General features: G+C 63.7%; 25 protein-coding genes and 1 pseudogene. 15 read left to right on the top strand and 11 right to left on the bottom strand.

Going from position 1 to position 22,840, the window contains the following annotated elements; genetic code table 11:
• Window positions 1-8 precede the first annotated feature (8 nt).
• Window positions 9-266 (top strand): hypothetical protein, encoded by a 258-nt coding sequence (locus R3D65_RS13045; protein WP_371275683.1) that lies wholly within the window; start codon window positions 9-11, stop codon window positions 264-266.
• A 6-nt stretch (window positions 267-272) separates the two neighbouring features.
• On the opposite strand, the gene R3D65_RS13040 is transcribed toward R3D65_RS13045, so the two are convergent.
• Complete coding sequence (locus R3D65_RS13040) at window positions 273-731, bottom strand: tRNA (cytidine(34)-2'-O)-methyltransferase (protein WP_371275682.1); 459 nt, start codon at window positions 729-731, stop codon at window positions 273-275.
• Between the two features lie 104 nt (window positions 732-835).
• Between R3D65_RS13040 and R3D65_RS13035 the strand changes: the two genes are divergently transcribed.
• From R3D65_RS13035 to R3D65_RS13000, 8 genes and pseudogenes are all read left to right on the top strand, one after another.
• Window positions 836-2,728: an ABC transporter ATP-binding protein gene (locus R3D65_RS13035; RefSeq protein WP_371275681.1), complete on the top strand. Its 1,893-nt coding sequence runs from the start codon at window positions 836-838 to the stop codon at window positions 2,726-2,728.
• Window positions 2,725-4,608: an ABC transporter ATP-binding protein gene (locus R3D65_RS13030; RefSeq protein ID WP_371275680.1), complete on the top strand. Its 1,884-nt coding sequence runs from the start codon at window positions 2,725-2,727 to the stop codon at window positions 4,606-4,608. Before R3D65_RS13035 ends, R3D65_RS13030 begins: the two co-directional genes overlap by 4 nt.
• A 17-nt stretch (window positions 4,609-4,625) precedes the next feature.
• Window positions 4,626-5,675 carry an ATP-dependent carboxylate-amine ligase gene (locus R3D65_RS13025; RefSeq protein ID WP_371275679.1) on the top strand — a complete coding sequence of 350 codons (1,050 nt, stop codon included), beginning with the start codon at window positions 4,626-4,628 and terminating at the stop codon, window positions 5,673-5,675.
• Between the two features lie 42 nt (window positions 5,676-5,717).
• The gene (locus R3D65_RS13020; RefSeq protein ID WP_371275678.1) at window positions 5,718-5,996 is read left to right on the top strand and encodes a DUF6665 family protein; all 279 of its coding nucleotides are present in this window, start codon (window positions 5,718-5,720) and stop codon (window positions 5,994-5,996) included.
• Between the two features lie 205 nt (window positions 5,997-6,201).
• On the top strand, window positions 6,202-6,765 hold the full coding sequence (gene petA / locus R3D65_RS13015; RefSeq protein WP_371275677.1) for a ubiquinol-cytochrome c reductase iron-sulfur subunit: 564 nt from the start codon (window positions 6,202-6,204) through the stop codon (window positions 6,763-6,765).
• A 20-nt stretch (window positions 6,766-6,785) separates the two neighbouring features.
• Complete coding sequence (locus R3D65_RS13010) at window positions 6,786-8,087, top strand: cytochrome bc complex cytochrome b subunit (protein ID WP_371275676.1); 1,302 nt, start codon at window positions 6,786-6,788, stop codon at window positions 8,085-8,087.
• A 27-nt stretch (window positions 8,088-8,114) separates the two neighbouring features.
• The gene (locus R3D65_RS13005; RefSeq protein ID WP_371276035.1) at window positions 8,115-8,978 is read left to right on the top strand and encodes a cytochrome c1; all 864 of its coding nucleotides are present in this window, start codon (window positions 8,115-8,117) and stop codon (window positions 8,976-8,978) included.
• 131 nt (window positions 8,979-9,109) lie between these two features.
• A pseudogene (locus R3D65_RS13000) lies at window positions 9,110-9,649 on the top strand (adenine phosphoribosyltransferase); the annotation flags it as partial.
• A gap of 59 nt (window positions 9,650-9,708) precedes the next feature.
• Here R3D65_RS13000 and R3D65_RS12995 read toward each other — a convergent pair.
• Both R3D65_RS12995 and R3D65_RS12990 read right to left on the bottom strand, forming a co-directional pair.
• A complete protein-coding gene (locus R3D65_RS12995) occupies window positions 9,709-10,185 on the bottom strand; it encodes a MaoC/PaaZ C-terminal domain-containing protein (protein ID WP_371276034.1) in 477 nt (158 codons plus the stop codon).
• On the bottom strand, window positions 10,185-10,652 hold the full coding sequence (locus tag R3D65_RS12990; RefSeq protein WP_371275675.1) for a MaoC family dehydratase: 468 nt from the start codon (window positions 10,650-10,652) through the stop codon (window positions 10,185-10,187). Before R3D65_RS12990 ends, R3D65_RS12995 begins: the two co-directional genes overlap by 1 nt.
• Window positions 10,653-10,737: 85 nt before the next feature.
• Between R3D65_RS12990 and R3D65_RS12985 the strand changes: the two genes are divergently transcribed.
• The 3 genes from R3D65_RS12985 (at window position 10,738) to R3D65_RS12975 (ending at window position 12,978) form a co-directional block, all read left to right on the top strand.
• Window positions 10,738-11,376 carry a Crp/Fnr family transcriptional regulator gene (locus tag R3D65_RS12985; protein WP_371275674.1) on the top strand — a complete coding sequence of 213 codons (639 nt, stop codon included), beginning with the start codon at window positions 10,738-10,740 and terminating at the stop codon, window positions 11,374-11,376.
• A 126-nt stretch (window positions 11,377-11,502) separates the two neighbouring features.
• Window positions 11,503-11,715, top strand: coding sequence for a DUF2892 domain-containing protein (locus R3D65_RS12980; RefSeq protein ID WP_371275673.1), 213 nt, complete (start codon window positions 11,503-11,505; stop codon window positions 11,713-11,715).
• 564 nt (window positions 11,716-12,279) lie between these two features.
• Window positions 12,280-12,978 (top strand): DUF599 domain-containing protein, encoded by a 699-nt coding sequence (locus R3D65_RS12975; RefSeq protein WP_371275672.1) that lies wholly within the window; start codon window positions 12,280-12,282, stop codon window positions 12,976-12,978.
• Between the two features lie 12 nt (window positions 12,979-12,990).
• Here R3D65_RS12975 and ychF read toward each other — a convergent pair whose 3' ends face one another.
• The 3 genes from ychF to R3D65_RS12960 all read right to left on the bottom strand — a co-directional run bounded on the left by ychF (window position 12,991) and on the right by R3D65_RS12960 (window position 15,698).
• Window positions 12,991-14,094, bottom strand: a complete 1,104-nt coding sequence (ychF, locus tag R3D65_RS12970; RefSeq protein ID WP_371275671.1) for a redox-regulated ATPase YchF — start codon at window positions 14,092-14,094, stop codon at window positions 12,991-12,993.
• A gap of 176 nt (window positions 14,095-14,270) precedes the next feature.
• Entirely contained in the window at window positions 14,271-15,014 is a 744-nt protein-coding gene (gene pth, locus R3D65_RS12965) for an aminoacyl-tRNA hydrolase (RefSeq protein WP_371275670.1), read from the bottom strand.
• A 42-nt stretch (window positions 15,015-15,056) separates the two neighbouring features.
• Entirely contained in the window at window positions 15,057-15,698 is a 642-nt protein-coding gene (locus tag R3D65_RS12960) for a 50S ribosomal protein L25/general stress protein Ctc (protein ID WP_371275669.1), read from the bottom strand.
• A gap of 327 nt (window positions 15,699-16,025) precedes the next feature.
• On the opposite strand from R3D65_RS12960, the gene R3D65_RS12955 reads away from it, so the two are divergent.
• Window positions 16,026-16,436 carry a hypothetical protein gene (locus R3D65_RS12955; RefSeq protein WP_371275668.1) on the top strand — a complete coding sequence of 137 codons (411 nt, stop codon included), beginning with the start codon at window positions 16,026-16,028 and terminating at the stop codon, window positions 16,434-16,436.
• Between the two features lie 64 nt (window positions 16,437-16,500).
• On the opposite strand, the gene R3D65_RS12950 is transcribed toward R3D65_RS12955, so the two are convergent.
• The 5 genes from R3D65_RS12950 to pgeF all read right to left on the bottom strand — a co-directional run bounded on the left by R3D65_RS12950 (window position 16,501) and on the right by pgeF (window position 20,628).
• A complete protein-coding gene (locus tag R3D65_RS12950; RefSeq protein WP_371275667.1) occupies window positions 16,501-16,986 on the bottom strand; it encodes a GNAT family N-acetyltransferase in 486 nt (161 codons plus the stop codon).
• Window positions 16,987-16,995: 9 nt separating this feature from the next.
• Complete coding sequence (locus R3D65_RS12945) at window positions 16,996-17,928, bottom strand: ribose-phosphate pyrophosphokinase (protein ID WP_371275666.1); 933 nt, start codon at window positions 17,926-17,928, stop codon at window positions 16,996-16,998.
• Window positions 17,929-18,091: 163 nt separating this feature from the next.
• Window positions 18,092-18,628, bottom strand: coding sequence for a hypothetical protein (locus R3D65_RS12940; protein ID WP_371275665.1), 537 nt, complete (start codon window positions 18,626-18,628; stop codon window positions 18,092-18,094).
• A gap of 51 nt (window positions 18,629-18,679) precedes the next feature.
• Window positions 18,680-19,831: a M24 family metallopeptidase gene (locus R3D65_RS12935; protein ID WP_371275664.1), complete on the bottom strand. Its 1,152-nt coding sequence runs from the start codon at window positions 19,829-19,831 to the stop codon at window positions 18,680-18,682.
• Window positions 19,831-20,628: a peptidoglycan editing factor PgeF gene (gene pgeF, locus R3D65_RS12930; RefSeq protein ID WP_371276033.1), complete on the bottom strand. Its 798-nt coding sequence runs from the start codon at window positions 20,626-20,628 to the stop codon at window positions 19,831-19,833. The genes R3D65_RS12935 and pgeF overlap by 1 nt, the downstream gene beginning before the upstream one ends.
• 137 nt (window positions 20,629-20,765) lie before the next feature.
• On the opposite strand from pgeF, the gene R3D65_RS12925 reads away from it, so the two are divergent.
• Both R3D65_RS12925 and R3D65_RS12920 read left to right on the top strand, forming a co-directional pair.
• Window positions 20,766-22,241, top strand: a complete 1,476-nt coding sequence (locus R3D65_RS12925; RefSeq protein ID WP_371275662.1) for a YdiU family protein — start codon at window positions 20,766-20,768, stop codon at window positions 22,239-22,241.
• Between the two features lie 177 nt (window positions 22,242-22,418).
• Window positions 22,419-22,823, top strand: a complete 405-nt coding sequence (locus tag R3D65_RS12920; protein WP_371275661.1) for a cytochrome c — start codon at window positions 22,419-22,421, stop codon at window positions 22,821-22,823.
• The last annotated feature ends 17 nt before the right edge of the window (window positions 22,824-22,840 follow it).

Raw genomic sequence — 22,840 nt, 5'->3', positions numbered from 1 at the left:
TGTTTGTCATGCGTGTTCCCACGCGCCCGCCACTGGATGGCCTGAAGCGGCGGCTTGACGAGAGCCGTGCCAACAAGAGCCGCATGCCGCGCGACGGGTTCGTGCGTGAGACTTTCCGCCTGCCGCGTCCGCAGGCACGGCAGAAGGCGCGGGAATTCCTCGACCGCTATCCGCGTCAGGCCTACTGGACCGAGATCGAAAGCTGGAGCGAGTGGCCGGGGGATGTGATCGAATTCACGATGCGGCGGCTGAAAAGCGCGGATTGATGACGGTCAACGCAGTTGCCGGATGGCCTCGCCGGCGGCCATGGCCGCGGAAACGGCGAGATTGAGGCTGCGCCGGCCTTCGGTCATGGGGATGAGCAGGCGTGCGTCGGCGACATCGTGAACATGGTCCGGCACGCCGGCGCTTTCACGGCCGAACAGCAGGATATCGCCGGGCCGGAAGGCGAACTCCGCATAGGGTGTCGCGCCACGGGTCGTGAAGAGAGCCAGACGGCGGCCCTCGGCCTTGCGCCATGCCTCGAAGGCGGTCCAGTCGTCGTGCCGGGTCACGGCGGCCAGTTCCACATAATCCATGCCCGAACGCTTCAGCGCGCGGTCGGAAAAGTCGAAGCCGGCGGGCGCGACGATATCGACGCCAAGGCCGAGGCAGGCGGCGGTGCGGATGATGGTGCCGGTATTTCCGGGAATGTCCGGCTGGTACAGGGCGATGCGCAGATCCTGGCTCATGGGGCGATGACCTAGCTTGTCAGCAGAGGCTTGCCAAGCGACATGACAGCGCCACCTTGCAGGCCTATAAGTGCCGGCTCGCCCTGCGGCGCGGCCGCAGCCACATGACCAACAGGAAGGCCGCGCGCATGGTCGCCGCTTTGTTCAGATGGTTTGAGGGACGGATCGACCCGTTCCCCGAACAGCTGCCGGAACAGCCGCCGGCCACGCTGTGGCCGTTCGTCTGGCATTTTTCGCGCCCGATCTGGCGCTGGCTGGTGCTGATCGCCTTCTTCTCATCGCTGATCGCAGTCTTTGAGGTCACGCTGTTCGCCTTTCTCGGCGACGTGGTCGACTGGCTGGCGGCGGCCGATCGCGCCACGTTCCTGGAGACCGAGTTCTGGCAACTGGTCTGGATGGGGGCCGTCATCCTGCTCATCCTGCCGGTCCTGACGCTGATCGATTCGCTGATCCTGCATCAGTCGGTGATCGGCAATTTTCCGATGATCATCCGCTGGCTTGGCCATCGCTACCTGCTGCGCCAGTCGATGTCCTTCTACCAGGACGAATTCGCCGGCCGCGTGGCGACGAAGCTGTTGCAGGCGGCGCTCGGTGTGCGCGACACGCTGATGAAGGCGGTCAATGTCTTCGTCTATGTCGGGGTCTATGTATTCGGCACGCTGGCGCTGATCGCCAGTTTCGACGTGGCGCTGATGGTGCCGTTTCTTCTCTGGCTTGCCGGCTACGCGCTGACATTGCGCCACTACCTGCCGCTCATGCGCGACATTTCCGAGACGCAAGCCGATGCGCGTTCGGCCATGACCGGGCGCATCGTCGACAGCTACACCAATATCATGACGGTCAAGCTGTTCTCCCATGCCCGCGCCGAGGAAGCCTATGCGCGCCAGTCGATGCGCGATTTCCTGACGACCGTGCATCCGCAGATGCGCCTTGTCACCAAGCTCGAAGTGATCCTGGCGCTGCTCAACAACGGGCTGCTCTTCGCCGTCGGGGCCGTGGGCATCTGGCTCTGGCTCGGCGCCGGCGTCTCGGCGGGCGCGGTGGCCATCGGTCTCGGCCTCGTGCTGCGCCTCAATGGCATGAGCCACTGGATCATGTGGGAACTGTCGGGCCTGTTCGAGAATATCGGCATGGCCATCGATGGCATGCAGACCCTGTCGCGCCCGCATTCGGTGACCGACAGGCCCGGCGCGCGGGCGCTTGCCGTGCCGCAAGGGCATGTGCGCTTCGAGGATGTCACGTTTCACTATGGCAAGGGGACAGGCGTCATCGAAAGGCTGAATCTCGAGGTGAAGCCGGGCGAAAAGATCGGCGTGGTGGGGCGGTCCGGTGCAGGGAAATCGACACTGGTCAACCTGCTGCTGCGGTTCCACGATGTGGAGGGCGGGCGCATCCTGATCGACGGCGAAGCGATTGCCGGCGTGACGCAGGAAAGCCTGCGCGCGGCCATCGGCATGGTGACGCAGGACACGTCCCTTCTGCACCGCTCCGTTCGCGATAACATACTCTATGGCCGGCCGGACGCGCCTGAGTCCGCGATGGAGGAGGCGGCGCGGCGCGCCGAGGCCCATGACTTCATCTGCGAACTGGCGGACGCCAAGGGCCGCACCGGCTATGATGCTCATGTGGGCGAGCGCGGCGTGAAACTCTCCGGCGGCCAGCGCCAGCGCATCGCCATTGCCCGTGTCATGCTGAAGGATGCGCCGATCCTGATCCTCGACGAAGCCACTTCGGCGCTGGATTCGGAGGCGGAAGCCGCCATTCAGGACAATCTCTACCGGCTGATGGAGGGCAAGACGGTGATTGCCATCGCGCACCGGCTGTCGACCATCGCGGCCATGGACCGGCTTGTGGTGATGGACAAGGGCGCCATCGTGGAAACCGGCACGCATGACGAACTGGTGGCCGCGGGCGGGCTCTATGCGCAATTGTGGGCGCGCCAGTCCGGCGGATTCCTCATCGAGGAGGAGGGCACGGAAACGGAAGCTGCGGAATGAGCTCACAACGCAATCCGGTTTCCCGCTTGCTGCACCGGGCAGAGCGGATCATCAACCCGTTCGGCGACACGGAGCGGGAGGTGCTGCCGCGCAGGGCGCTGGACTTCATCCGGCATTTCGCCATGCAGGCCAAGGGGCCGTTCCTTGCCGCCTTCGTCGTCGGCGGGCTGACCGGCCTGGTGGAAGCCAGCCTCTACTGGGCGCTCGGCTGGCTGATCGACATTCTCGACGGTGCCGAGCCCTCAAGCCTGTTGCAGGACAACTGGCCGCAACTGCTCGGGCTTCTGGCGCTCGTGCTGTTCGGCCGCACGCTGGTGCTGATCGCCGGCACGATCGTCGAACAGGTGGTCATCGCGCCGGGCTTTTACACGCGCGTGCGCTGGCAGGCCTTCCGCCGGGTTATCGAGCAGCCCTACGGCTTCTACCAGAACGATTTCGCGGGCCGGATCGCCACGAAGGTGATGCAGGCAGGACAGTCGGTCAGCGATTTCATGACCGGCATTCTCCAGACCTTCTGGAACTTCGTCGTCTTCATCGTGCTCACCTTCACCATCCTGACCACACTCGATCCGGTGATGGGACTGGCGGTGGCGGTGTGGCTGGCAGGCTATGTGCTGATCGGCTGGAAACTGATGCCGAAGGTTCGCGCGCGCTCCAAGAAGGTCGCCGACATGCGCTCGGTTTCCAACGGGCGCATGGTGGATGCCTTCACCAACATCATGGCGGTCAAGCTGTTCGACAGCGGGCGGCGCGAGCATGCCTATGTGCGCGAAGCGATGGAAGACCAGTTGGCCGCCTCGCGGGCGCAGGTGCGCGCCATCACGGCCGTGCGCGCGTCCGTGGTGAGCCTGAGCGGTCTGATGATGGGCGTGACCGGCTGGCTGGCCGTGTCCGGCTGGATGGAGGGTGCGCTGACCACAGGCGCGGTGGCGACCGCTGTCGGCCTGACATTCCGGCTGGCCCACATGTCCGGCTGGCTGATGTTCGCCATGAACGGGCTGGTGCGCGACTATGCGACGGTGCAGGATTCCGCCGCCACGATCTCCGTGGCCCCGGCCATTACAGACCGTGCCGAGGCCCAGGCGATGACCCGCGCCAAGGGGCATGTGCGTTTCGAGGATGTCACCTTTCACTATGGCAAGGGCGAGGGCGTGATCGACGGCTTGAACCTTGAGATCCGGCCGGGCGAGAAGGTGGCGCTGGTGGGGCCCTCGGGCGCGGGCAAGACGACGATCATGCATCTTCTCCTGCGCCTTTTCGACGTCGAGGGCGGACGGATCACGCTGGATGGCACGGACGTGCGCGATCTCACGCAAGCCTCGCTGCGCGCGCAGTTCGGCGTGGTTGCACAGGAGCCGATGCTCATGCACCGCTCGATCAGCGACAATATCGCCTATGGCCGGCCCGGCGCGACGCCCGAACAGATCGAGGCGGCGGCAAGGCGGGCGGCCGCGCATGACTTCATCCAGACCGTCAGCGACATGAAGGGCCGCAAGGGCTATGACGCGCATGTGGGCGAGCGCGGCGTGAAACTCTCCGGCGGCCAGCGCCAGCGCATCGCCATTGCCCGGATGATGCTGAAGGACGCGCCGGTGCTGATCCTCGATGAGGCCACCTCGGCGCTGGATTCGGAAATCGAGGCGGCGATCCAGGACAAGCTGGCCGACTTGATGGAGGGCAAGACGGTGATTGCCATCGCGCACCGGCTTTCCACCATCGCCGCCATGGACAGGCTGATCGTGGTGGACAAGGGCCGGATCGTCGAGACCGGAACGCATGACGAACTGGTCGACGCCGGCGGGCTCTATGCAAGGCTGTGGATGCGCCAGTCGGGCGGCTTCCTTGCCGATGGTGCGCGGCGAAGCGAGGCGGCGGAATAGGGAACGGAGCACGGGACATGACTTTCCAACCGCTGGACGCCGGCAGCGCGCGCGGCCATTTCGTCTATTCCATCCTGCAGGAAATCTGCGCCGAACGCGGCTATGTTCTCCATGGCGACCGGCGTTATGGCTATTCCGGTGCCATCGCGTATCCGGGCGGACACCGCGCCTTCTTCATGGGCACGGCCTTCGACATCAACGGCCAGGGCGCCAGCCAGCTTGCCCGCGACAAGGCTTACAGCGCGCAATTGCTGGCAGGAGAGGGCATTTCCACGCCCGAAGGCGTCCTTCTTTTCAGTCCGCGCTACCGGGCCGAACTGGCTCTGAAGAGCAAGGCGATGGCCTCCGGTCTCGCCTTCGCCGAGCCGGCGCTCGCCTTTGCCTCCCGCCATGGCTTTCCGCTGTTCCTGAAGCCGAACGAGGGGACGGCGGGCAAGGGGGTGATGAAGGTGACATCGGTGGAGCGCCTGTTCGAGGGCATCCGTGACATTTTCGAGGGCGCCGACAAGGCGTTGCTGCAAGTGCCCGCGACGGGGCGCGACTACCGGCTGGTGGTGCTCGACGGCTGTGTCATGGCGGCCTATGAGCGCGCGCCTTTCACGGTGACGGGGGACGGAATTTCATCGGTGGCTGATCTCGTTGGCCATGCGCTGGAAACCTTCAGGCAGGCGAACCGGCCGGCAGGCCTGGCACCCGACGATCCGCGTATCGCCGCTGAACTGGCTGCTCAGGGGCTGGAGCCGGCATCCGTGCCGGCGGCGGGTCAGCGCGTCGTGCTGATGCCCAATGCCAACCTTTCCACGGGAGGGCAGTCCGCGGATGTTTCCGGGCTTGTCCATCGCGATTTCCTGGAACTTGCGGCACGGGCCGCGCGCGCCTGTGGCCTGGCTTTTGCCGGTGTGGATATCATGGCGGCGGATATTTGCGCTCCCGCCAATGCGTATAGCGTCATCGAAGTGAACTCCGCGCCGGGCCTGCGCAACTATGCCGCCCTGTCGCCCGTCGCGCGGCAGAGGGTGAAGGCGATCTATGGCGCGCTGGTGGAAAAGATGAAGGAAACTGCCTAGATTTCAGCCATGGCAGTCAGACCGCCTTCGAAATCCGATCCCATGAGGGACGATCCGCTCGCTGCGGCCTTTCACTATGAGGCCGCCGCCGACATGGCGGTTTCCCTTGGAATGGCAGGCCGGAAAGCCGAGGCGGCGCTCGCGGCGCTGCGCCATGCCAAGAGAAACGACCCTGCGCGCCCGGACCGGCTGAAGGACGCGGCGCGGGCCGTGCATGCCTATTTCATCCAGCGGGAACTCATCGGCCTGCGCCGCCACGACATCATAATCCGTGAAATGGATATTCCCAAGGAGGTGCTCGTCCGGCTCGGGGCGTCCTGAAGGCCCCGCTTGTCAAGCTTCTCGTGAAAAGCCGCGACAAATGGCCGTTCTACCTTTCTCCAGTCTGGACAAGGGCTGGCATCCTCAATAGAAGCTTTCGCCAAATGCAGGGGGATTCCGTCTGGCCGCTCCGTCATTCCCGGCTCGGGCATGATGAGCCGAAACGGGGGCAGCCGGCATCGATCAGGCACAAGGAGCCAGACCTATGAGCGCAAATGAAGTTTCCGAGCACAATCGCCGGGATTTTCTTTACATCGCGACCGGCATGGCCGGCGTCGTCGGCACGGCATTTGCCGTGTGGCCATTCATTGACCAGATGCGTCCGGATGCCTCGACGCTGGCGCTGGCCTCCATCGAGGTCGACGTCTCGGCGCTTGAGCCGGGCATGTCGCTGACGGCGAAGTGGCGCGGCAAACCGATCTTCATCCGCAACCGTACGGAACAGGAGATCGAGGAAGCCACTGCGACGCCGCTGGCCGATCTCAAGGATCCGGTCGCGCGCAATGCGAACCTGGCCGGTGACGCAGAGGCAACCGACGTTGCGCGCTCTGCCGGGGAAGGCAAGGAAAACTGGATCGTCATGATCGGCTCATGCACCCATCTGGGTTGCGTGCCGCTTGGCCAGGCGGGTGATTTCGGTGGCTGGTTCTGCCCGTGCCACGGCTCGCATTACGATACGGCCGGCCGCATTCGCAAAGGCCCGGCACCGGAAAACCTGCATATCCCCGAGTATGCATTCATTTCCGATACGACGATCCGCATCGGGTAAGGGACAGGGACACAAGACCAATGAGCGGACATTCCAGCTACACACCGAAAACCGGTATCGAGAAGTGGATCGATGCGCGCATGCCGCTGCCGCGGCTCGCCTATGATTCCTTCGTCGCCTTCCCGGTTCCGCGCAATCTCAATTATGCCTACACATTTGGCGGAATTCTGGCGATCATGCTGGTCGTGCAGATTTTGACCGGTGTGGTGCTGGCCATGCACTACGCAGCCGACACTTCGCTTGCCTTCTCGTCGGTCGAGAAGATCATGCGTGACGTCAATTCGGGCTGGCTGCTGCGCTACATGCACGCCAATGGCGCGTCCTTCTTCTTCGTGGCTGTCTATATCCACATCTATCGCGGGCTCTATTACGGCTCCTACAAGGCGCCGCGCGAACTGCTGTGGATCCTCGGCGTCCTGATCTTCTTCCTGATGATGGCCACTGCCTTCATGGGCTATGTTCTGCCCTGGGGCCAGATGTCCTTCTGGGGCGCAACGGTCATCACCGGCTTCTTCACCGCCTTCCCGGTCATCGGCGAGCCGATCCAGCAGTTCCTTCTCGGCGGCTTCGCGGTGGACAACCCGACGCTCAACCGCTTCTTCTCGCTGCACTACCTGCTGCCCTTCATGCTGGTGGGCGTGGTGATCCTGCATGTCTGGGCGCTGCATGTCACCGGCCAGACCAATCCGACGGGTATCGAGGTGAAGCACAAGACCGACACGGTCCCGTTCACGCCCTACGCGACGATCAAGGACGCGTTCGCGATGGTCGCCTTCCTGGCGGTCTTTGCCTATTTCGTGTTCTACATGCCGAACTTCCTCGGCCATCCGGACAACTACATCGTTGCCGATCCGCTGAAGACACCGGCACACATCGTGCCGGAGTGGTACTTCCTGCCGTTCTACGCCATCCTTCGCGCGATCACGTTCAACATCGGACCGATCGATTCCAAGCTTGGCGGCGTGCTGGCCATGTTCGGCTCGATCGCGGTGCTTTTCGTCCTGCCGTGGCTGGATACGTCCAAGGTTCGCTCGGCCGTCTACCGCCCCTGGTACAAGCTGTTCTTCTGGCTTTTTGTCATCGACACGGTCTTCCTCGGCTGGCTCGGGTCGCGCCCGGCTGAAGGCACCTATGTGACCATGGCGCAGGTCGCCACGCTCTACTACTTCGCCTTCTTCCTGGTCATCCTGCCGGTGCTCGGCCTGATCGAGACGCCGAAGCGGTTGCCGAATTCCATCACCGAGGCCGTGCTGCAAAAGAACAAGGGTGGGGCGCATGCCCAGCCTGCCGGCGCGACCGCGGCCCCGGAAACCAAGGGCTGAGACGCAAGGCTTGAAAAGGACTGAATGATGAAAACGATCCTCAAGGGTTTCGCGGCTCTCGGACTGGGCCTTGCACTGGCCACCGGTGCCCTCGGTGCAGAAGGCGGCGGTCACTCCGCTGCCGAACCGACCCATTTTCCGATCAAGAAACCGGAATACATGGACTGGTCCTTTGCCGGGCCGTTCGGACACTACGACAAGGGGCAGCTTCAGCGTGGCCTGAAGATCTACAAGGAAGTCTGCGCCGCCTGTCACTCGCTCAAGCGGGTCGCTTTCCGCGATCTCGAGGAACTGGGCTATTCGGAAGAGCAGGTGAAGTCCTTCGCCGCTGAATACGAGGTCGAGGACGGCCCGAACGGCGATGGCGAGATGTTCACCCGTGCGGCGATACCTTCGGACTACTTCCCGTCGCCGTTCCCCAATGTCGAGGCAGCCGCGGCAGCGAACAACGGTGCCGCTCCGCCGGACTTTTCGCTGCTCGCCAAGGCGCGGGCGGTGGAGCGCGGTTTCCCGAATTTCGTCTTCGACGTGTTCACCATGTATCAGGAGCAGGGGCCCGATTACATTCATGCGCTGCTTACCGGCTACAACGAAGAGCCGCCGGAAGGCATGGAAATCGCGGAAGGCACCTACTACAATCCATACTTCATCGCCGGCAAGTCGCTGGCAATGGCGCAGCCCATCGATGACGGCTATGTGACTTACGATGACGGTTCGCCGGAAACGCTGGACCAGTATTCCAAGGATATCGCGGCCTTCATGATGTGGGCCGCAGAGCCCAAGCTGGAAGACCGCAAGAAGACCGGCTTCCGCGTCATGATCTTCCTGCTGGTGTTCGGTGGTCTGCTCTACCTGACCAAGCGCAAGGTATGGTCGAAGATCGATCATTGATGCGTTCGCCTTGGCGAATGACCTCGGGGAGGGCGCCTGTTTCGGCGCCCTTTTCTTTTCACGGCAGTCAGGCCAAAAAAGGCAGGTGCCGTCATCGAGTCGGCTGTTTGGTCCGAGATCAAGGGTCCACCATGAACCGTTCGCTATCAGATACGCTCCGCGCTTCCATCCGCGCCATCCATGACTATCCCAAGCCCGGCATCGTGTTTCGCGACATCACGACACTGCTTGGCGATGCGCGCGCTTTCCGGCGGTCGGTCGATGAACTGGTTCATCCATGGGCGGGCTCGAAGATCGACCATGTTGCCGGGATCGAGGCGCGCGGCTTCATCCTGGGCGGTGCCATGGCGCACCAGTTGTCGTCCGGGTTCGTTCCCATCCGCAAGAAGGGGAAGCTGCCGCACGAGACGGTATCGATCGCCTACAGTCTGGAATATGGCGTCGATGAAATGGAGATGCACAAGGATGCTGTTCTGCCGGGCCAGAAGGTCATCCTTGTGGACGATCTGATCGCCACGGGCGGAACGGCCGAGGGCGCGGTGAAACTGTTGCAGCAGATGGGGGCAGAGGTGGTTTCAGCCTGTTTCGTCATCGACCTGCCGGAACTTGGCGGACGCAGGAAAATCGAAAACCTGGGCGTCACGGTCCGGACGCTGATCGAGTTCGAGGGCATTGAGAACCGGTCGTCCGCCGGCACATGGCGCGCCGGCGGTTGGCGGTGTGCCGGTCGTCAGGCCTTTCCGTCCCGCACCATCTGCGCGCTGTCGAACTCCATCACCTTTTTTCCTTCACCGTTATGGGCCTCGCAGTGCTTGGCGGCGAGGAACCAGCCGGGACGCTTGTCGAGCGGTCGCAGGTTCAGGAAGGCGCGGGTGAAGGAAACGGTGTCGCCGGCAAAGACCGGGGCCGTCCAGCGCACGTTCTTCAGGCCGAGTGCGGGTCCGAATTCGACCGGCGTCTCACCGCGGGCGCGGAGGGTCTGCGTCAGGACCTGGTCGGTCGCCACGTTCCGGCTCATCCAGATCGCCGCCGTATGCCAGCCGGAGGCGCACAGGCGTCCGAAGTGGGTCTTTGCGGCTTCCGCCTCGCTCAGGTGAAAGCGCTGGGGATCGTATCGGCTTGCGAAATCGATGATCTCGTCTGCCGTGAAGGTATGCGACCCGAGTTGCTGCACGCTGCCCAGCGCCAGTTTTTCCTCAAGCGTCATCATTCTTCCTTTTCCGGTTCGCGCAGACCCATGATGCCGGCATTTTCCATCTCGCAAACCAGTTCGCCGCGCTGATTGTAGAACTCGCTCTTGACCTGGACGAAGCCCAGCGCCGGCCTGGACGCGGAACGGCGTTTTGACAGGATGATGGACCTGCCGCTCAGGACGTCCCCGGCCATCACGGGACGTTTCCAGTTCAGGTAGTCCACGCCTGGCGCGCCTTGCGACGTGGACTTCAGGATGAAGCCGTCGCACATGAGGCGCATGGCGATGGAGACCGTGTGCCAGCCTGAAGCGGACAAGCCACCAAGCACTCCGGCTGCCGCCGCTTCCTCGTCCAGATGCATGGGCTGAGGATCGTAGCGGCTGGCGAATTCGCGGATCTCTTCGATGGATACGGGATAGGTTCCGAGCTGGAGTTCCATGCCGGGATGGAAGTCCTCATAGGCAAGCAGCGTGTCAGTCATCAATGCGTTCCGATATGCAATGGACGCGCACAATAGCGGTGCGATAGCATCGCGCAAGTCCTTCATGCCAGCGTGAACCGGAACCATGGACGCAGCAGACAGCCTTCTTGATCCATCCGTGCGATCGCGCCTCGCGCGCCTTCCCGTGACCCGCCTGGTGCCGGGCACTGTCCTGTTCCGGCCGGGCGCCGAGGCAGGCGGTTTCGTTCTCGTGCATGAAGGGCGTGTCGGCGTCTATCTCACCGGCCGGACAGGACGGGACATCCTTCTCTACACGGTCGAACGTGGCCAGACCTGCATACAGACCACGCTCGGCCTGCTTGGCGGCGAGGCCTATACGGGCGAGGGGATCGCGGAAACGCAGGTGGCCATCAGCGTGTTGCCCCGTGGCGATTTTCTCGCACTGATGGATCAATCAGCGGATTTCAGGACATTCGTCTTCCGCTCGTTCGCGAGCCGGTTGAATGATGTGACACGGCTTCTTGAGCAGGTTGCCTTCGTGAAGGTGGAGCAGCGGCTGGCGCGTCTGCTGCTGGAGCGGGCCGATGCGCAAGGGCTGGTTCGCCTCACCCACCAAGCGCTTGCAACTGCGATCGGGTCTGCACGCGAGGTCGTGTCGCGGCGGTTGGAAGCGTTGCGCATGCGCGGCCTCGTGGAGCTTGATCGCGGCGCGATCCGGCTATCCGATGTCCCTGCCCTCCAGGCACTTGCCGGGCAGGAGTGATCCCCTGCGGCGCAGTTCGGTGACCTTGTCACAGAAATTGCAGACGAGAAGGGGCATCATGCTTTGGCAGTCTTGCTGTCCGGACGAACCGGATCGGCTGATGAAGGCACTATAAGGGAGTTTCTCATGTTCAAGACCAATATGGGTACGGCGGATCGTGCGATCCGCGCCATTGCCGGCGTCGTTCTCCTTGCCCTTTACTTCATGGGCACGGCGACAGGTGTGTGGCAGTGGGTCGCGCTCATCGTCGGCATTGTCCTTCTCGCAACGGCTGTGCTGGGCTGGTGTCCGCCCTACAGCCTGCTCGGGATCAACACCTGCGGCGTCAAGAAGGCCTGACCCAGGGCAGAATACCGCGCTACCGGTTCGCCGGCATCGCCATCGCTGTCACATGATCGAGACTCGCCCTGGCGCGTTCCCGGTTCCTTGTCACATCGGGACCGGGCATGCGGATGGGTTGGTCACGCCAGGGCCTTGCTCGCCCGTCGCGACGTGCCGGTTGCCCTGGCCGGGCCTCTGGCAGCCTTTGGCGCGGCCGGGATGGTGCCGACCACGGGAGCGGCCTGCAGACGCACGGCTACCGCTGCCTTGTGCCAATGGATCTGCGCCTGGCATTCCGCGCAGCCTTCGCCGATCCACATGAAAAAAGACCGGTCACGAATTTCCGCATCCGCTGTATCGGTTATTCAGTTCTCCTGTCGCGGCAATCCGCGAAACTGACCGGGCCGGACATGCAGGCGGTTCCGCAAGCCGAGGCACTGCCTGCATCAAGCCGTGATGTGCTACACGTCCCAACTGCGAGAAGTGACCGCCCGGCAGGAAGGTTCGGACCGGAGAGAGTGGTGGCGGGGCGGGTGCCGGCGCGTTAAGAAGGGCCAGGCACAGGCAAGGAAGGCGCCACGCATGGGCGGATTGTTGCAGGTCATTTCCGCTGCCGACATGGCAGCGCTCAGCGCCTTCATCGGTGCGTGGCTGGCCTTCGAACTCGTGGTTGATCATACACGGCTGAAATACCGCTGCCTGTCCGGCCTGATGGCCCATCGCAGGCGGGAATGGATGCTTGTAATGGCCGGCCGCGACATGCGCATGGTGGATACCGCGATCCTGGGCGGGCTGCAGCAGGGCGCGGCCTATTTTGGCACGGTGGCCATGCTGGCGATCGGTGGCTGCTTTGCCGCCATGGGCGCGACGGAACAGGCGCTGCGCCTGTTTCAGGATCTGCCACTGGTCGGCGCGATCAGCCGATCGCTGTTCGAGCTCAAGCTGGTCGGCCTGACGCTGATCTATGTCTATGCCTTCTTCAAATTCGGCTGGTCCTACCGGCTGTTCAACTATTGCTCCATTCTCGTGGGCGGGGTGCAGCAACCGGGCGAAGCCGACAGCGAAACGCGGCGCAAGCAGGCGCTGAGGGCCGGCGAGATGAACATTCTTGCCAGCCGCCACTTCACCGCCGGCCAGCGCGGGCTTTTCATGGCGCTCGCCTATCTGGGCTGGTTTGCCGGACCGTCAGCCCTGCTGGCATCGACGTCGTTCGTCATTGCGGTCCTGGCGCGCCGGCAGTTCTTCTCCAATGCGCGGCGCGCACTGCTTGAGCAGGGCTGATCTCAGCGCCGCTCAGGTGTTGAAGCGGAAGTGCATGATGTCGCCGTCCTGGACGACATATTCCTTGCCTTCGTCACGGGCCTTGCCCGCCTCCTTGGCCGCCTGTTCGCCGCCAAGGCTCACGAAATCCGGATAGGCGATGGTGTTGGCCCGGATGAAGCCCCGCTCGAAATCGGTATGGATGACACCGGCCGCTGCCGGTGCCTTCGCGCCGCGCTCCACGGTCCAGGCGCGGGCCTCCTTCGGACCCACCGTAAAGTAGGTGATGAGGTGCAGCAGGTCATAGCCGGCGCGGATCAGGCGGTCGAGGCCAGGTTCTTCCAGCCCCATCGCATCGAGATATTCGCGAGCCTCCTCGTCGGGAAGCTGCGCGACTTCCGCCTCGATCGCCGCGGATATGACCACGACGGAAGCGCCCTGGGCGGCTGCCATGGCCTCCACCGCCTTCGTATGAGCGTTGCCGGTGGCCGCTTCCTCCTCCGACACGTTGCAGACATAGAGGACAGGATGCGAGGTGAGCAGGTTGAGCCCCTCCAGCACTTTCATCTCCTCGGCGTCGAGTTCAGTGCGCAACAGGCGAACGGGCTTGCCGTCCTGAAGCAGGGTCAGTGCCTTTTCCATGACTGGCAGGACGGCGAGCGATTCCTTGTCCCGGGCCTGGGCACGCTTGCGGATGTTGACGATCCGTCGCTCCAGGCTCTCCAGGTCGGACAGCATCAGTTCCGTTTCGACCGTCTCGGCATCGGCGACCGGGTCGATCCGGCCTTCCACATGGGTGATATCGTCATCCTCGAAGCAACGCAGCACGTGGACGATGGCGTCCACCTCGCGGATATTGGCCAGGAACTGGTTGCCGAGGCCTTCCCCTTTCGATGCACCGCGCACAAGGCCGGCAATGTCGACGAAGGCGATGCGGGTGGGAATGATTTCCTTCGAGCCGGCGATTTTCGCGATCTCGTAGAGCCGGGGGTCCGGGACCGCCACTTCGCCCGTGTTCGGTTCGATGGTGCAGAAGGGATAATTCGCCGCCTGCGCCGCTGCCGTCTTGGTCAGCGCGTTGAAAAGGGTGGACTTGCCCACATTGGGAAGCCCGACAATGCCGCATTTGAAGCCCATGGGGAGTGCCTGCCGGATCGTGTCTGAATTTTCGCAAGGCTATGCGGGACGAGCAGCCAAAGGTCAAGGGCAGGGGATGTCTGCGGCCATGGCCGCCGCCCGAAAGCACGGAAAGACCTGTCCGATCCGTAACCGAAGACGGTCAGGACCCTCGATGCCGGGCCAGGTGCCTGCCTTCAATCCCGGCCGAGCAGTTTCCTGAGCATATCCGCCATCGGGCCGCTTTCCGGTATCTTGACCTGCGGTTTTGATGACCGGGCCTGGCGGATGTGGCTCTGGCCCTTTGCCTGCTTCTTCTGCGAAGGGGCGCTGGGCGCGGCGGTGTCGGCGCCCTTGCCGCCATCGGCTTTCGGAGGCCGTGTCAGCACCGCCACGCGATTCATGAAGCCGGCATCGTCTCCCTTGGCGAGCAGGGGCGCGGCATCTGCAATGGCGTCCAGCAAAGGTTCAAGCCATTCATTGTCCGCCTTGGCGAAATCGCCGAGCACCCAGTTGTGTACCAGGTTCTTGTCGCCCGGATGGCCGATGCCGATGCGAACCCGCCGGTAGTCCTTGCCGCAATGGGCATCCATGGACTTGATGCCGTTATGGCCGCCGGTTCCGCCACCGGTCTTCACACGGACCTTGCCCGGCGCCAGATCAAGTTCATCGTAGAGGACCGTGACGTCAGCCGGGGCAAGCTTGTAGAAGCGCATGGCCTCGCCGACAGCCTGACCCGACAGGTTCATGAAGGTCTGCGGCTTGATCAGCAGCACCTTTTCGCCACCGAGCATGCCTTCGCAAATCTCGGCCTTGAACTTCCGGGTCCATGGGGAAAATGAATGGCGGCGGGCAATCGCGTCCGCCGCCATGAAGCCGGCATTGTGCCGGTTGTTCGCGTATTTCGCACCCGGATTGCCGAGACCAGCGAGTATGAGCATGGTCCGGCCTCCCGGGCTGGACCGGATCGGTCAGGATCCGGTTTATTCCTCTTCGCCGTTTCCGGCTTCTTCGGCTGCGGCCTCTTCGGCCTCCTCACCTTCCTCGGACCTGAGGGCGGCAGGCGCGGCGATGGTGGCGATGGTGAAGTCGCGATCGGTGATGGTCGGGGTCACGCCCTTGGGCAGCTTGACCGCCGAAATGTGAACCGAATCGCCGATATCCAGGCCGGTAAGGTCGATCTCGAGCGCATCCGGAATGGCGTTGGCCGGGCATTCCACCTCGACTTCGTGGCGCACGACATTGAGCACGCCGCCGCGCTTGATGCCGGGAGCCGCTTCATCATTGAGGAAGTGAACCGGGACTTCCACGGTGACCATCGTGTTGCGCGAAACGCGCAGGAAATCGACATGCGTGGTGAAGCCGCGCACCGGATCCATCTGGTAATCCTTCGGGAGTACCTGGATCTTCTCGCCATCGACGTTGATCGTGGCGATGGTGGTCATGAAACCGCCAGCGTGAATCTTCAGATGCACTTCCTTGTAGGGAAGGGCGATGGAAACGGGGGCTTTCTTGTCGCCGTAGATGACGGCGGGAATCTGGCCGTTGCGCCGCAATGCCCGGGAGGACCCCTTACCTGCCCGATCGCGCTTGACGGCCGTGAGCTCATAGGTTTCGTGGCTCATGGCTGGTCCTTTTCGTGTTTTCTGGAGCGCCTTGCCCGCGATGAACCGCCGCCAAGACGTGCCGCGTTCGCCGCGACGGGCCCGTCTTCCGGCATTTGCGGAAGTGAACTGGCCAGCCGTGGGCGGAAACCGCGACGTCCGCGTTGCCTCCAAGGGTGTCTGCGCGGACCGGGCGCCTATAGCCGAACGTACCGGTAAAAGCAAGCCTTCGCCTTTTTCAGGAACATCGCCGGAGAAAAGCCGTTGGGCCAGCGAATGCGTGTGACGCGTCCGGTAATCGCGATTGCGCGTCTTCCCGAGAACTCACAGCAATGAAAGGTGTTCACAATGATGAAGATGCTTTGTTCCGCTGCCGCCATTGCGCTGCTCTATGCCGCTCCGGCCGCCGCCCAGTCCGATCCGGATTATGCGCCGAAACTCGACACGGCCAATGCCAAGGTCGAGGGCAACCGCGTGACGGGCGTCGGTGTCGAGATCAACCGGACAGGTTACGTGGTCGTGCATGACGATGGCGCCGGGGCGCCGCCAGCATCGCTTGGCCATATCAAGGTCGATCCGGGTGAAACCGAAGCGCTTTCCATCGACCTGACCGGCGAAGTGGGGCCGAACCCGACGGTCATGCTGCACTATGAGACCAATGACAACCTGACCTACGATTTCGGGCCCGGGTCCACGGATGTGGATACGCCCGTGATGATCGGCGACAGCCCGGTGGTTGCGCCCATCAACGGCATGTAACGGCGAGCCTTGTCCTCCCGAGGCTTGAGAGGGCGGTCCGGCCGGGCCGCCCTTTTCCGTTACCTCATGCAAGGTCCAGCCGGAAGCGGATGAAGCGTGTCCCGGCATGCATCGTCTCGCCGTCGGCGCGCGCGCCGAGCCTCTCCATTGCGCGCAGGCTGCGCCGCGACGGCGCCAGCAGGAAGGTCACAACGGTCATGTCCGGGCGGCTGCGCGCGAAGGCCAGGGCTTCCCGGGTGATACGGCGGCCAAGGCCATAGAAGTCCGGTTTCAGCACGAGACCGTAGTCCCAGACCCCGCCTTCCCTCTCGAAGCCACCCCAACCGGCATAGGTATCGTTGACATGGATGGCCCAGTGGCCGAGCCCATCCTCCATCCAGCGCCGGCGTTTCGATTCCATGAACCGGCGGTTTGCCTGCGGGGTCCATTCGCCTGAAAGAAGCGGCAAATGACGACGTATGCGCGGATCGCGCATGTGGGCAAATATCTCGGCGGGATCGGCGTCCGGCAGCGGAACAAAACGGATTGACGGCGCGGCTTGCCGGGTCACGGCGCCGCGTCAGTCGAAGAGCGAGGAGACCGACTGTTCGGACGCGGTGCGCGAGATGGCCTCGCCCATCAGGTCGGCGATCGAGATGACGCGAATGTTGGGTGCCGCCTCCACGGCAGCCGTCGGCTGGATGGAATCGGTGATCACCAGTTCCTTCAGCTTCGAGGAGGTGATGCGATTGACCGCGCCGCCGGAGAGAACGCCGTGGGTAATGTAGGCGGTGACCGAAGAGGCGCCCTTGTTGAGCAGGGCATCGGCGGCATTGCACAGCGTGCCGCCGGAATCGATGATGTCGTCGATCAGGATGCAATCCTTGCCGGAGACGTCACCGATGACGTTCATCACTTCGGATTCGCCGGGGCGCTCGCGGCGCTTGTCGACAATGGCCAGAAGCGCATCGAGCCGTTTGCCCAGCGCGCGGGCGCGTACCACGCCACCGACATCGGGCGAGACCACCATCAGGTTGGAAATGTCGTAATGGGCCTTCACGTCGCGCGCCAGCACCGGAACGGCGTAGAGGTTGTCTGTCGGAATGTCGAAGAAACCCTGGATCTGCCCGGCGTGGAGGTCGAGCGTCAGCACGCGGTTGGCGCCGGCCTCGGTGATCAGGTTGGCAACGAGCTTGGCGGAAATCGGCGTGCGGGCCGCCGGCTTGCGGTCCTGGCGGGCGTAACCGAAATAGGGGATCACGGCGGTGATGCGGCGTGCGGAGGAACGGCGCAGCGCGTCGATCATGATGAGGAGTTCCATCAGGTGATCGTTTGCCGGGTAGGATGTCGACTGCAGGACGAAGACGTCCTCGCCGCGGACGTTTTCGTTGATCTCGACGAAGATTTCCTGGTCCGCAAACCGGCGAACGGAGGCCTTGCCAAGCGGAATGTTGAGATAACGTGCCACAGCTTCGGCAAGTACGCGGTTTGAATTGCCGGCGAACAATTTCATGGCTGGCCCCTGGGACGATCGGCGATGTCCGGCCTTTTAGCCACGTTGCGCTGCAATGCAAGGCTTGAGCGGGGAATTCGCGCCTGGAACCACAAAAAACGTTAACAAGGCTCGCCCCTGGCTCGCCGATGACGGGGCCGCCGGCGCCGTTGCCGCGGGACCGTCATGCCGGATGGGCGGCCAGCCAGGCAGTGAGCTCGCTCATCATCCGGTCGCCTATGCGTTCCATCGTTTCCACCGGAACCGAGCGCCAGGGGTCTTCCGGATCGGCGGCATCAGGGGCAACCTCCTGGCCCTGGATCCGGTGAAGCCGGTCGCCTGCGCTGTCGAGGATATCCCAGACGAAGATCACGGTTGTCTGACCGGCATCGGCAAGGGCGGAGAAATATCCCTTGACCAGATGGGTCTGGGCGGGGTCGTCCGCGGGCACGATCACCATGCCGGCTTCCCTTGCCCGCACGGAAATGCGCCGCGACATGGGCGTGACCGCCTCGACCGTGGAGCCGACGATGGGAGCGAAGCGAACACGGGCATTGCCGAGACCCGGTTCCCCGGGGGTCAGGGGACCGGTGCGCGGCGGCGTGAGCGAAGGCGTGCCCGCCGCGGACTGGTTTTCCGGGGCCAGCGTATCCTGGGCCGTGCAGCCGGCCAGCAACAGGGCTGAGACACACGCGACTGCTATCCGGCGCGTCATCCCCATGTCTGGCCTCTCCCGATTCCCTTGTTCATACCCGTTGTTGTTGCATCAGCCCTAGCGAACGATCAAGTCCGGCGTGTGGCGCGACAGGCATTCGGGCGCGCCCGCAGTGGTCAGATAGGTGCGGCCGAGACACATGGCGGTGCCGGTTTCGGAATCCATGATGATCATGTGGGCAAAGAGGGTCTGGTCCGGCGCGACCGGTTCGGGATTGCCGGTGTAGAACATCTGGCGCTCCATCCAGGACGGCGTGTAGCGGGCGCCCAGGGAGTATCCGCAGGCGTTGAGCCGGTGCTTGGTCAGCCCATGCGCCTCCATGGCGCGGGCGTGGGCATCGAAAACGTCGCCGAATGTGTTTCCTGGAACCATGGCGTTTTCCACGGCGGCAAGGGCGGCCTGCGCCGCCTCGAACAGTTCGCGGTGGCGTTTCGACACCTTGCCGGTGAGAACGGTCTCCATCATCGCGGCGTGATAGCGATTGTAGACGCCAGCCCATTCGAGAGTGAGCTGGTCATTGGCGGCGAGTTTGCGGCGGCCGGACTTGTAGCGGCAAAGAAGCGCGTCCTCGCCGGAGCCGATGATGAATTCGTTGGCCGGGTAGTCGCCACCACCCTCGAACACGGCGCCCTGCATGGCAGCCAGGATCTTGCCTTCATCGGCACCGCGCCCGATCAGCTTGAGCCCCGCATCGAGGGCGTCGTCGGCCAGTGCGGCGGCCTTGCGCACCTTCTCGATCTCGGCCGGGCTCTTGATGAGGCGAAGCCCCGAGACAAGGCCGGAGGCATCGACAATGCTGCCGAAGGTCTGCAACTGTTCATCGAGTTGCCTTCCGCTGTGCGCCGTCAGGCCGTGCGTATCAAATTCCACGCCGATGCGACAGCCGAGCAGATCGAGGTCATTGAGCAGGTCGCGCAGATTGACGGCGGGGTTCGCGCCTGCGCGGTCGGTCCAGATGACGATGTTCTCGATATTGGAGGTATGGCGTGCCTGGCGCAGGTCCGCGGAACGGGTGAGCAACACCATCTCGCCATCCGCCTTGACCACCAGGCACTGGAAGAAGCAGAAGCCGAACGTGTCATAGCCGGTCAGCCAGTACATGCTCTCCTGCGCAAACAGCAGGACGGCATCCAGCTTCTGGTCGGCCATGGCAACGGCCAGCCTGTCGCGGCGGGAGGCGAATTCCGCTTCATCGAAATGCAATGCCATTATGATTTTTCCTCCAGAACGATGGCCGACATCTGGCGGCCGTAATCGGCTTCCCCACGATGGGTCTTGCGGCGATAGGAATAGAAATCCGTTTCGCCTGCATAGGTGCAGTGGCCGGTCATGGATGCGTTCACGCCGGCACGCAAGAGCCGGTCGACCGTAAAGCCCTGAAGATCGAACATGGCGTGGCCGTCGCGCGGCGATGCCGTGAACCAGCGCGCAGTGTCCGGATCGCTTGCCGTGAAGCGATCGACAAATTCGGGACCGACCTCATAGGCGTGCCGGCTGATCGACGGCCCGAGAACCGCGACGATCGCTTCGCGGCATGCGCCGAGCCGTTCCATGGCGGCGACGGTGTTTTCCAGGACGCCGCCCAGCGCGCCCTTCCAGCCGGCATGCGCCGCGCCGATGACGCCGGCCTTCGGGTCGGCGAGGAGGACGGGGCCGCAATCGGCCGTGACGACGGCAATTGCAAGGCCCGGCGTTGCGGTCACGATGCCGTCTGCCCGCGGCCGCTCGGAGGTGAAGGGGGCGTCGACCGTGACGACATCTGGCGAATGGACCTGATGGGGGGAGACAAGGCTGGCCGCATCGACCCCCAAATGGGCTGCGACGCGGCTTCGGTTCTCGTGAACGGCTGCGGGATCGTCGGCGGAACCGATGCCGACATTGAGCCCGGCATAGATGCCGCGCGACACGCCGCCAGAGCGTGTGAAGAAGCCATGGCGGATGCCGCGATTCGCAGCCTCCCGCAGGGGCGCGGCAGTCACCGGCGCCGTTTTCGCTGCCATCGTCATCATTGTCCTGCATGCCGCTTCGTCTGGCCGGATGTTGGGGCAGGGAACCGGCCGGTGTCAATGCGGGCAAGACCCTGCCGCGGTGAACGTGTCCATATCCCCTTTTCCGCTGTTGCAAGGCTCCCTATCTTGCAGTCATGACAATCGCTTTTGACAACAGTTATGCGCGCCTGCCGGATCGTTTCTTTGCCCGGCTTGATCCCGAGCCGGTCGGCGCCCCGCAACTGCTGGCCCTGAACCGGGTGCTGGCCGGTGAACTCGGCCTCGATCCGGACCTGCTGTCATCGCCCGACGGTGTCGCCATGCTGGCGGGAAACAGCGTGCCGGAAGGCGCAGCGCCCATCGCGCAGGCCTATGCCGGCCACCAGTTCGGCGGTTTCGTGCCGCAACTGGGCGACGGGCGTGCCATCCTCCTCGGCGAGGTGATCGGGCGTGACGGAAAGCGCCGCGACATCCAGCTCAAGGGCTCCGGGCGCACGCCGTTCTCGCGCGGCGGCGACGGCCGTGCCTGGCTGGGGCCGGTCCTTCGCGAATATATCGTGTCCGAGGCGATGCAAGCGCTGAACATACCCACGACACGGGCATTGGCCGCGGTGACAACGGGTGAACCGGTCATCCGGGAAACGGTGTTGCCGGGCGCGGTGCTCACGCGCGTGGCTTCCAGCCATGTCCGTGTCGGCACGTTCCAGTATTTCGCCGTGCGTCAGGATGGCGAGGCGCTGCGCCTGCTGGTCGACCATGCACTGGAGCGGCACTATCCGCACCTGCTGGAGGCGGACAACCGCCCGCTGGCCCTGCTGGAAGCCGTATGCGCCGCGCAGGCGCGGCTTGTCGCGCAATGGATGCGGGTCGGCTTCATTCATGGCGTGATGAACACCGACAACATGCTGGTCTGCGGTGAGACGATTGACTACGGACCCTGTGCCTTCATGGACGCCTATCATCCGCGCACTGTCTATTCGTCCATCGACCGGCAAGGGCGGTACGCCTTCATCAACCAGCCGGGAATTGCCCAGTGGAACCTGGCCCAACTGGCCTCGGCGCTGTTGCCGCTGATCGCACCGGAATCGGAACGCGCGGTGGAGCGGGCGCAAGCCGTGATCGACGGCTTTGCCGACAGGTTCAACGCGGCCATGGCGGATGTGCTTCATCTCAAACTGGGGCTGGAGCGGCGCGAAGAGGGCGATGACGCGCTTGCGCAGGATCTGTTGACCGCCATGGCAGAGAACCAGGCCGATCACACGAACCTTTTCCGTGCCCTTTCCAGCCTGCCTGGCGCCGGTGGAAAAGAGACGGACGAACCAGCCCGCTCGCTTTTCGTCGACCCGACGGCCTTCGATGCCTGGGCGGTGCGATGGCGCTCGCGGCTGGCGCGCGAGACACGTGACGAACCGGCGCGCCAGTCCGAAATGAAGCGCGCCAATCCGGCCTTCATTCCCCGCAATCATCGTATCGAAGCGGTCATCTCGGCTGCATTGGAAGGCGATCTCAAACCGTTTCACGCGCTCAACGCAGTTCTGGTGCGCCCCTATGAGGAGCAGCCGGACCGGTCCGCCTATGCCAATCCGCCAAAGCAGCACGAGGTGGTTCAGGCGACGTTCTGCGGAACCTGACGCATCTCCGCTGATGGGGGAGGCGCGCCGGTGCCGGCTTCTTTCGCCATCGCGCCTTCCAGACGGGATCCCGCCCGCGCAGCAAATGCGCATGATCCCCGTTCCCATTGACGGCCATCAACGCGTCCTCGCATGGGGCGTGTAGCGTTTTCCTTCCTGACAACGGGAGGAACTGTCATGCGGACCTTGCTTTTCTCGATTCTCGGGCTGGGCCTTTTTGCGGGGGCAGCCCAAGCGGCTGAAACGACATTCGGTATCACCGACACCGAATACCGGCTCTCCTGTGCTTCATGTCATGGCACCGAAGGGAAGGGCGACGGACCCATGGCGCAATACATGAAAATCGCGCCCTCGGACCTCACCCAGATTTCCAAGAACAATGGCGGCGACTTTCCCTTCATCCGGGTGATGGAGGTGATCGACGGGCGTGGCGAAGTTGCCGGTCACGGCACCCGGGACATGCCGGTATGGGGAGCGCGGTTCACTGCCGCATCCGGAGCCGACGGTCTCCAGCGGGATCTGGCCGTGCGGGTCCGCATTCTGGAACTGATGTTCTTCGTTCTGTCGATCCAGCAGAAATAGCGTTCTGCCGGCTGGAG

The sequence above is a fragment of the Zhengella sp. genome, from assembly GCF_041397485.1.
Taxonomy (GTDB): Bacteria; Pseudomonadota; Alphaproteobacteria; order Rhizobiales; family Rhizobiaceae; genus Zhengella.
The sequence above is the reverse complement of the archived record's forward strand: the minus strand, read 5'-3'. Positions and strand labels throughout refer to the sequence as shown.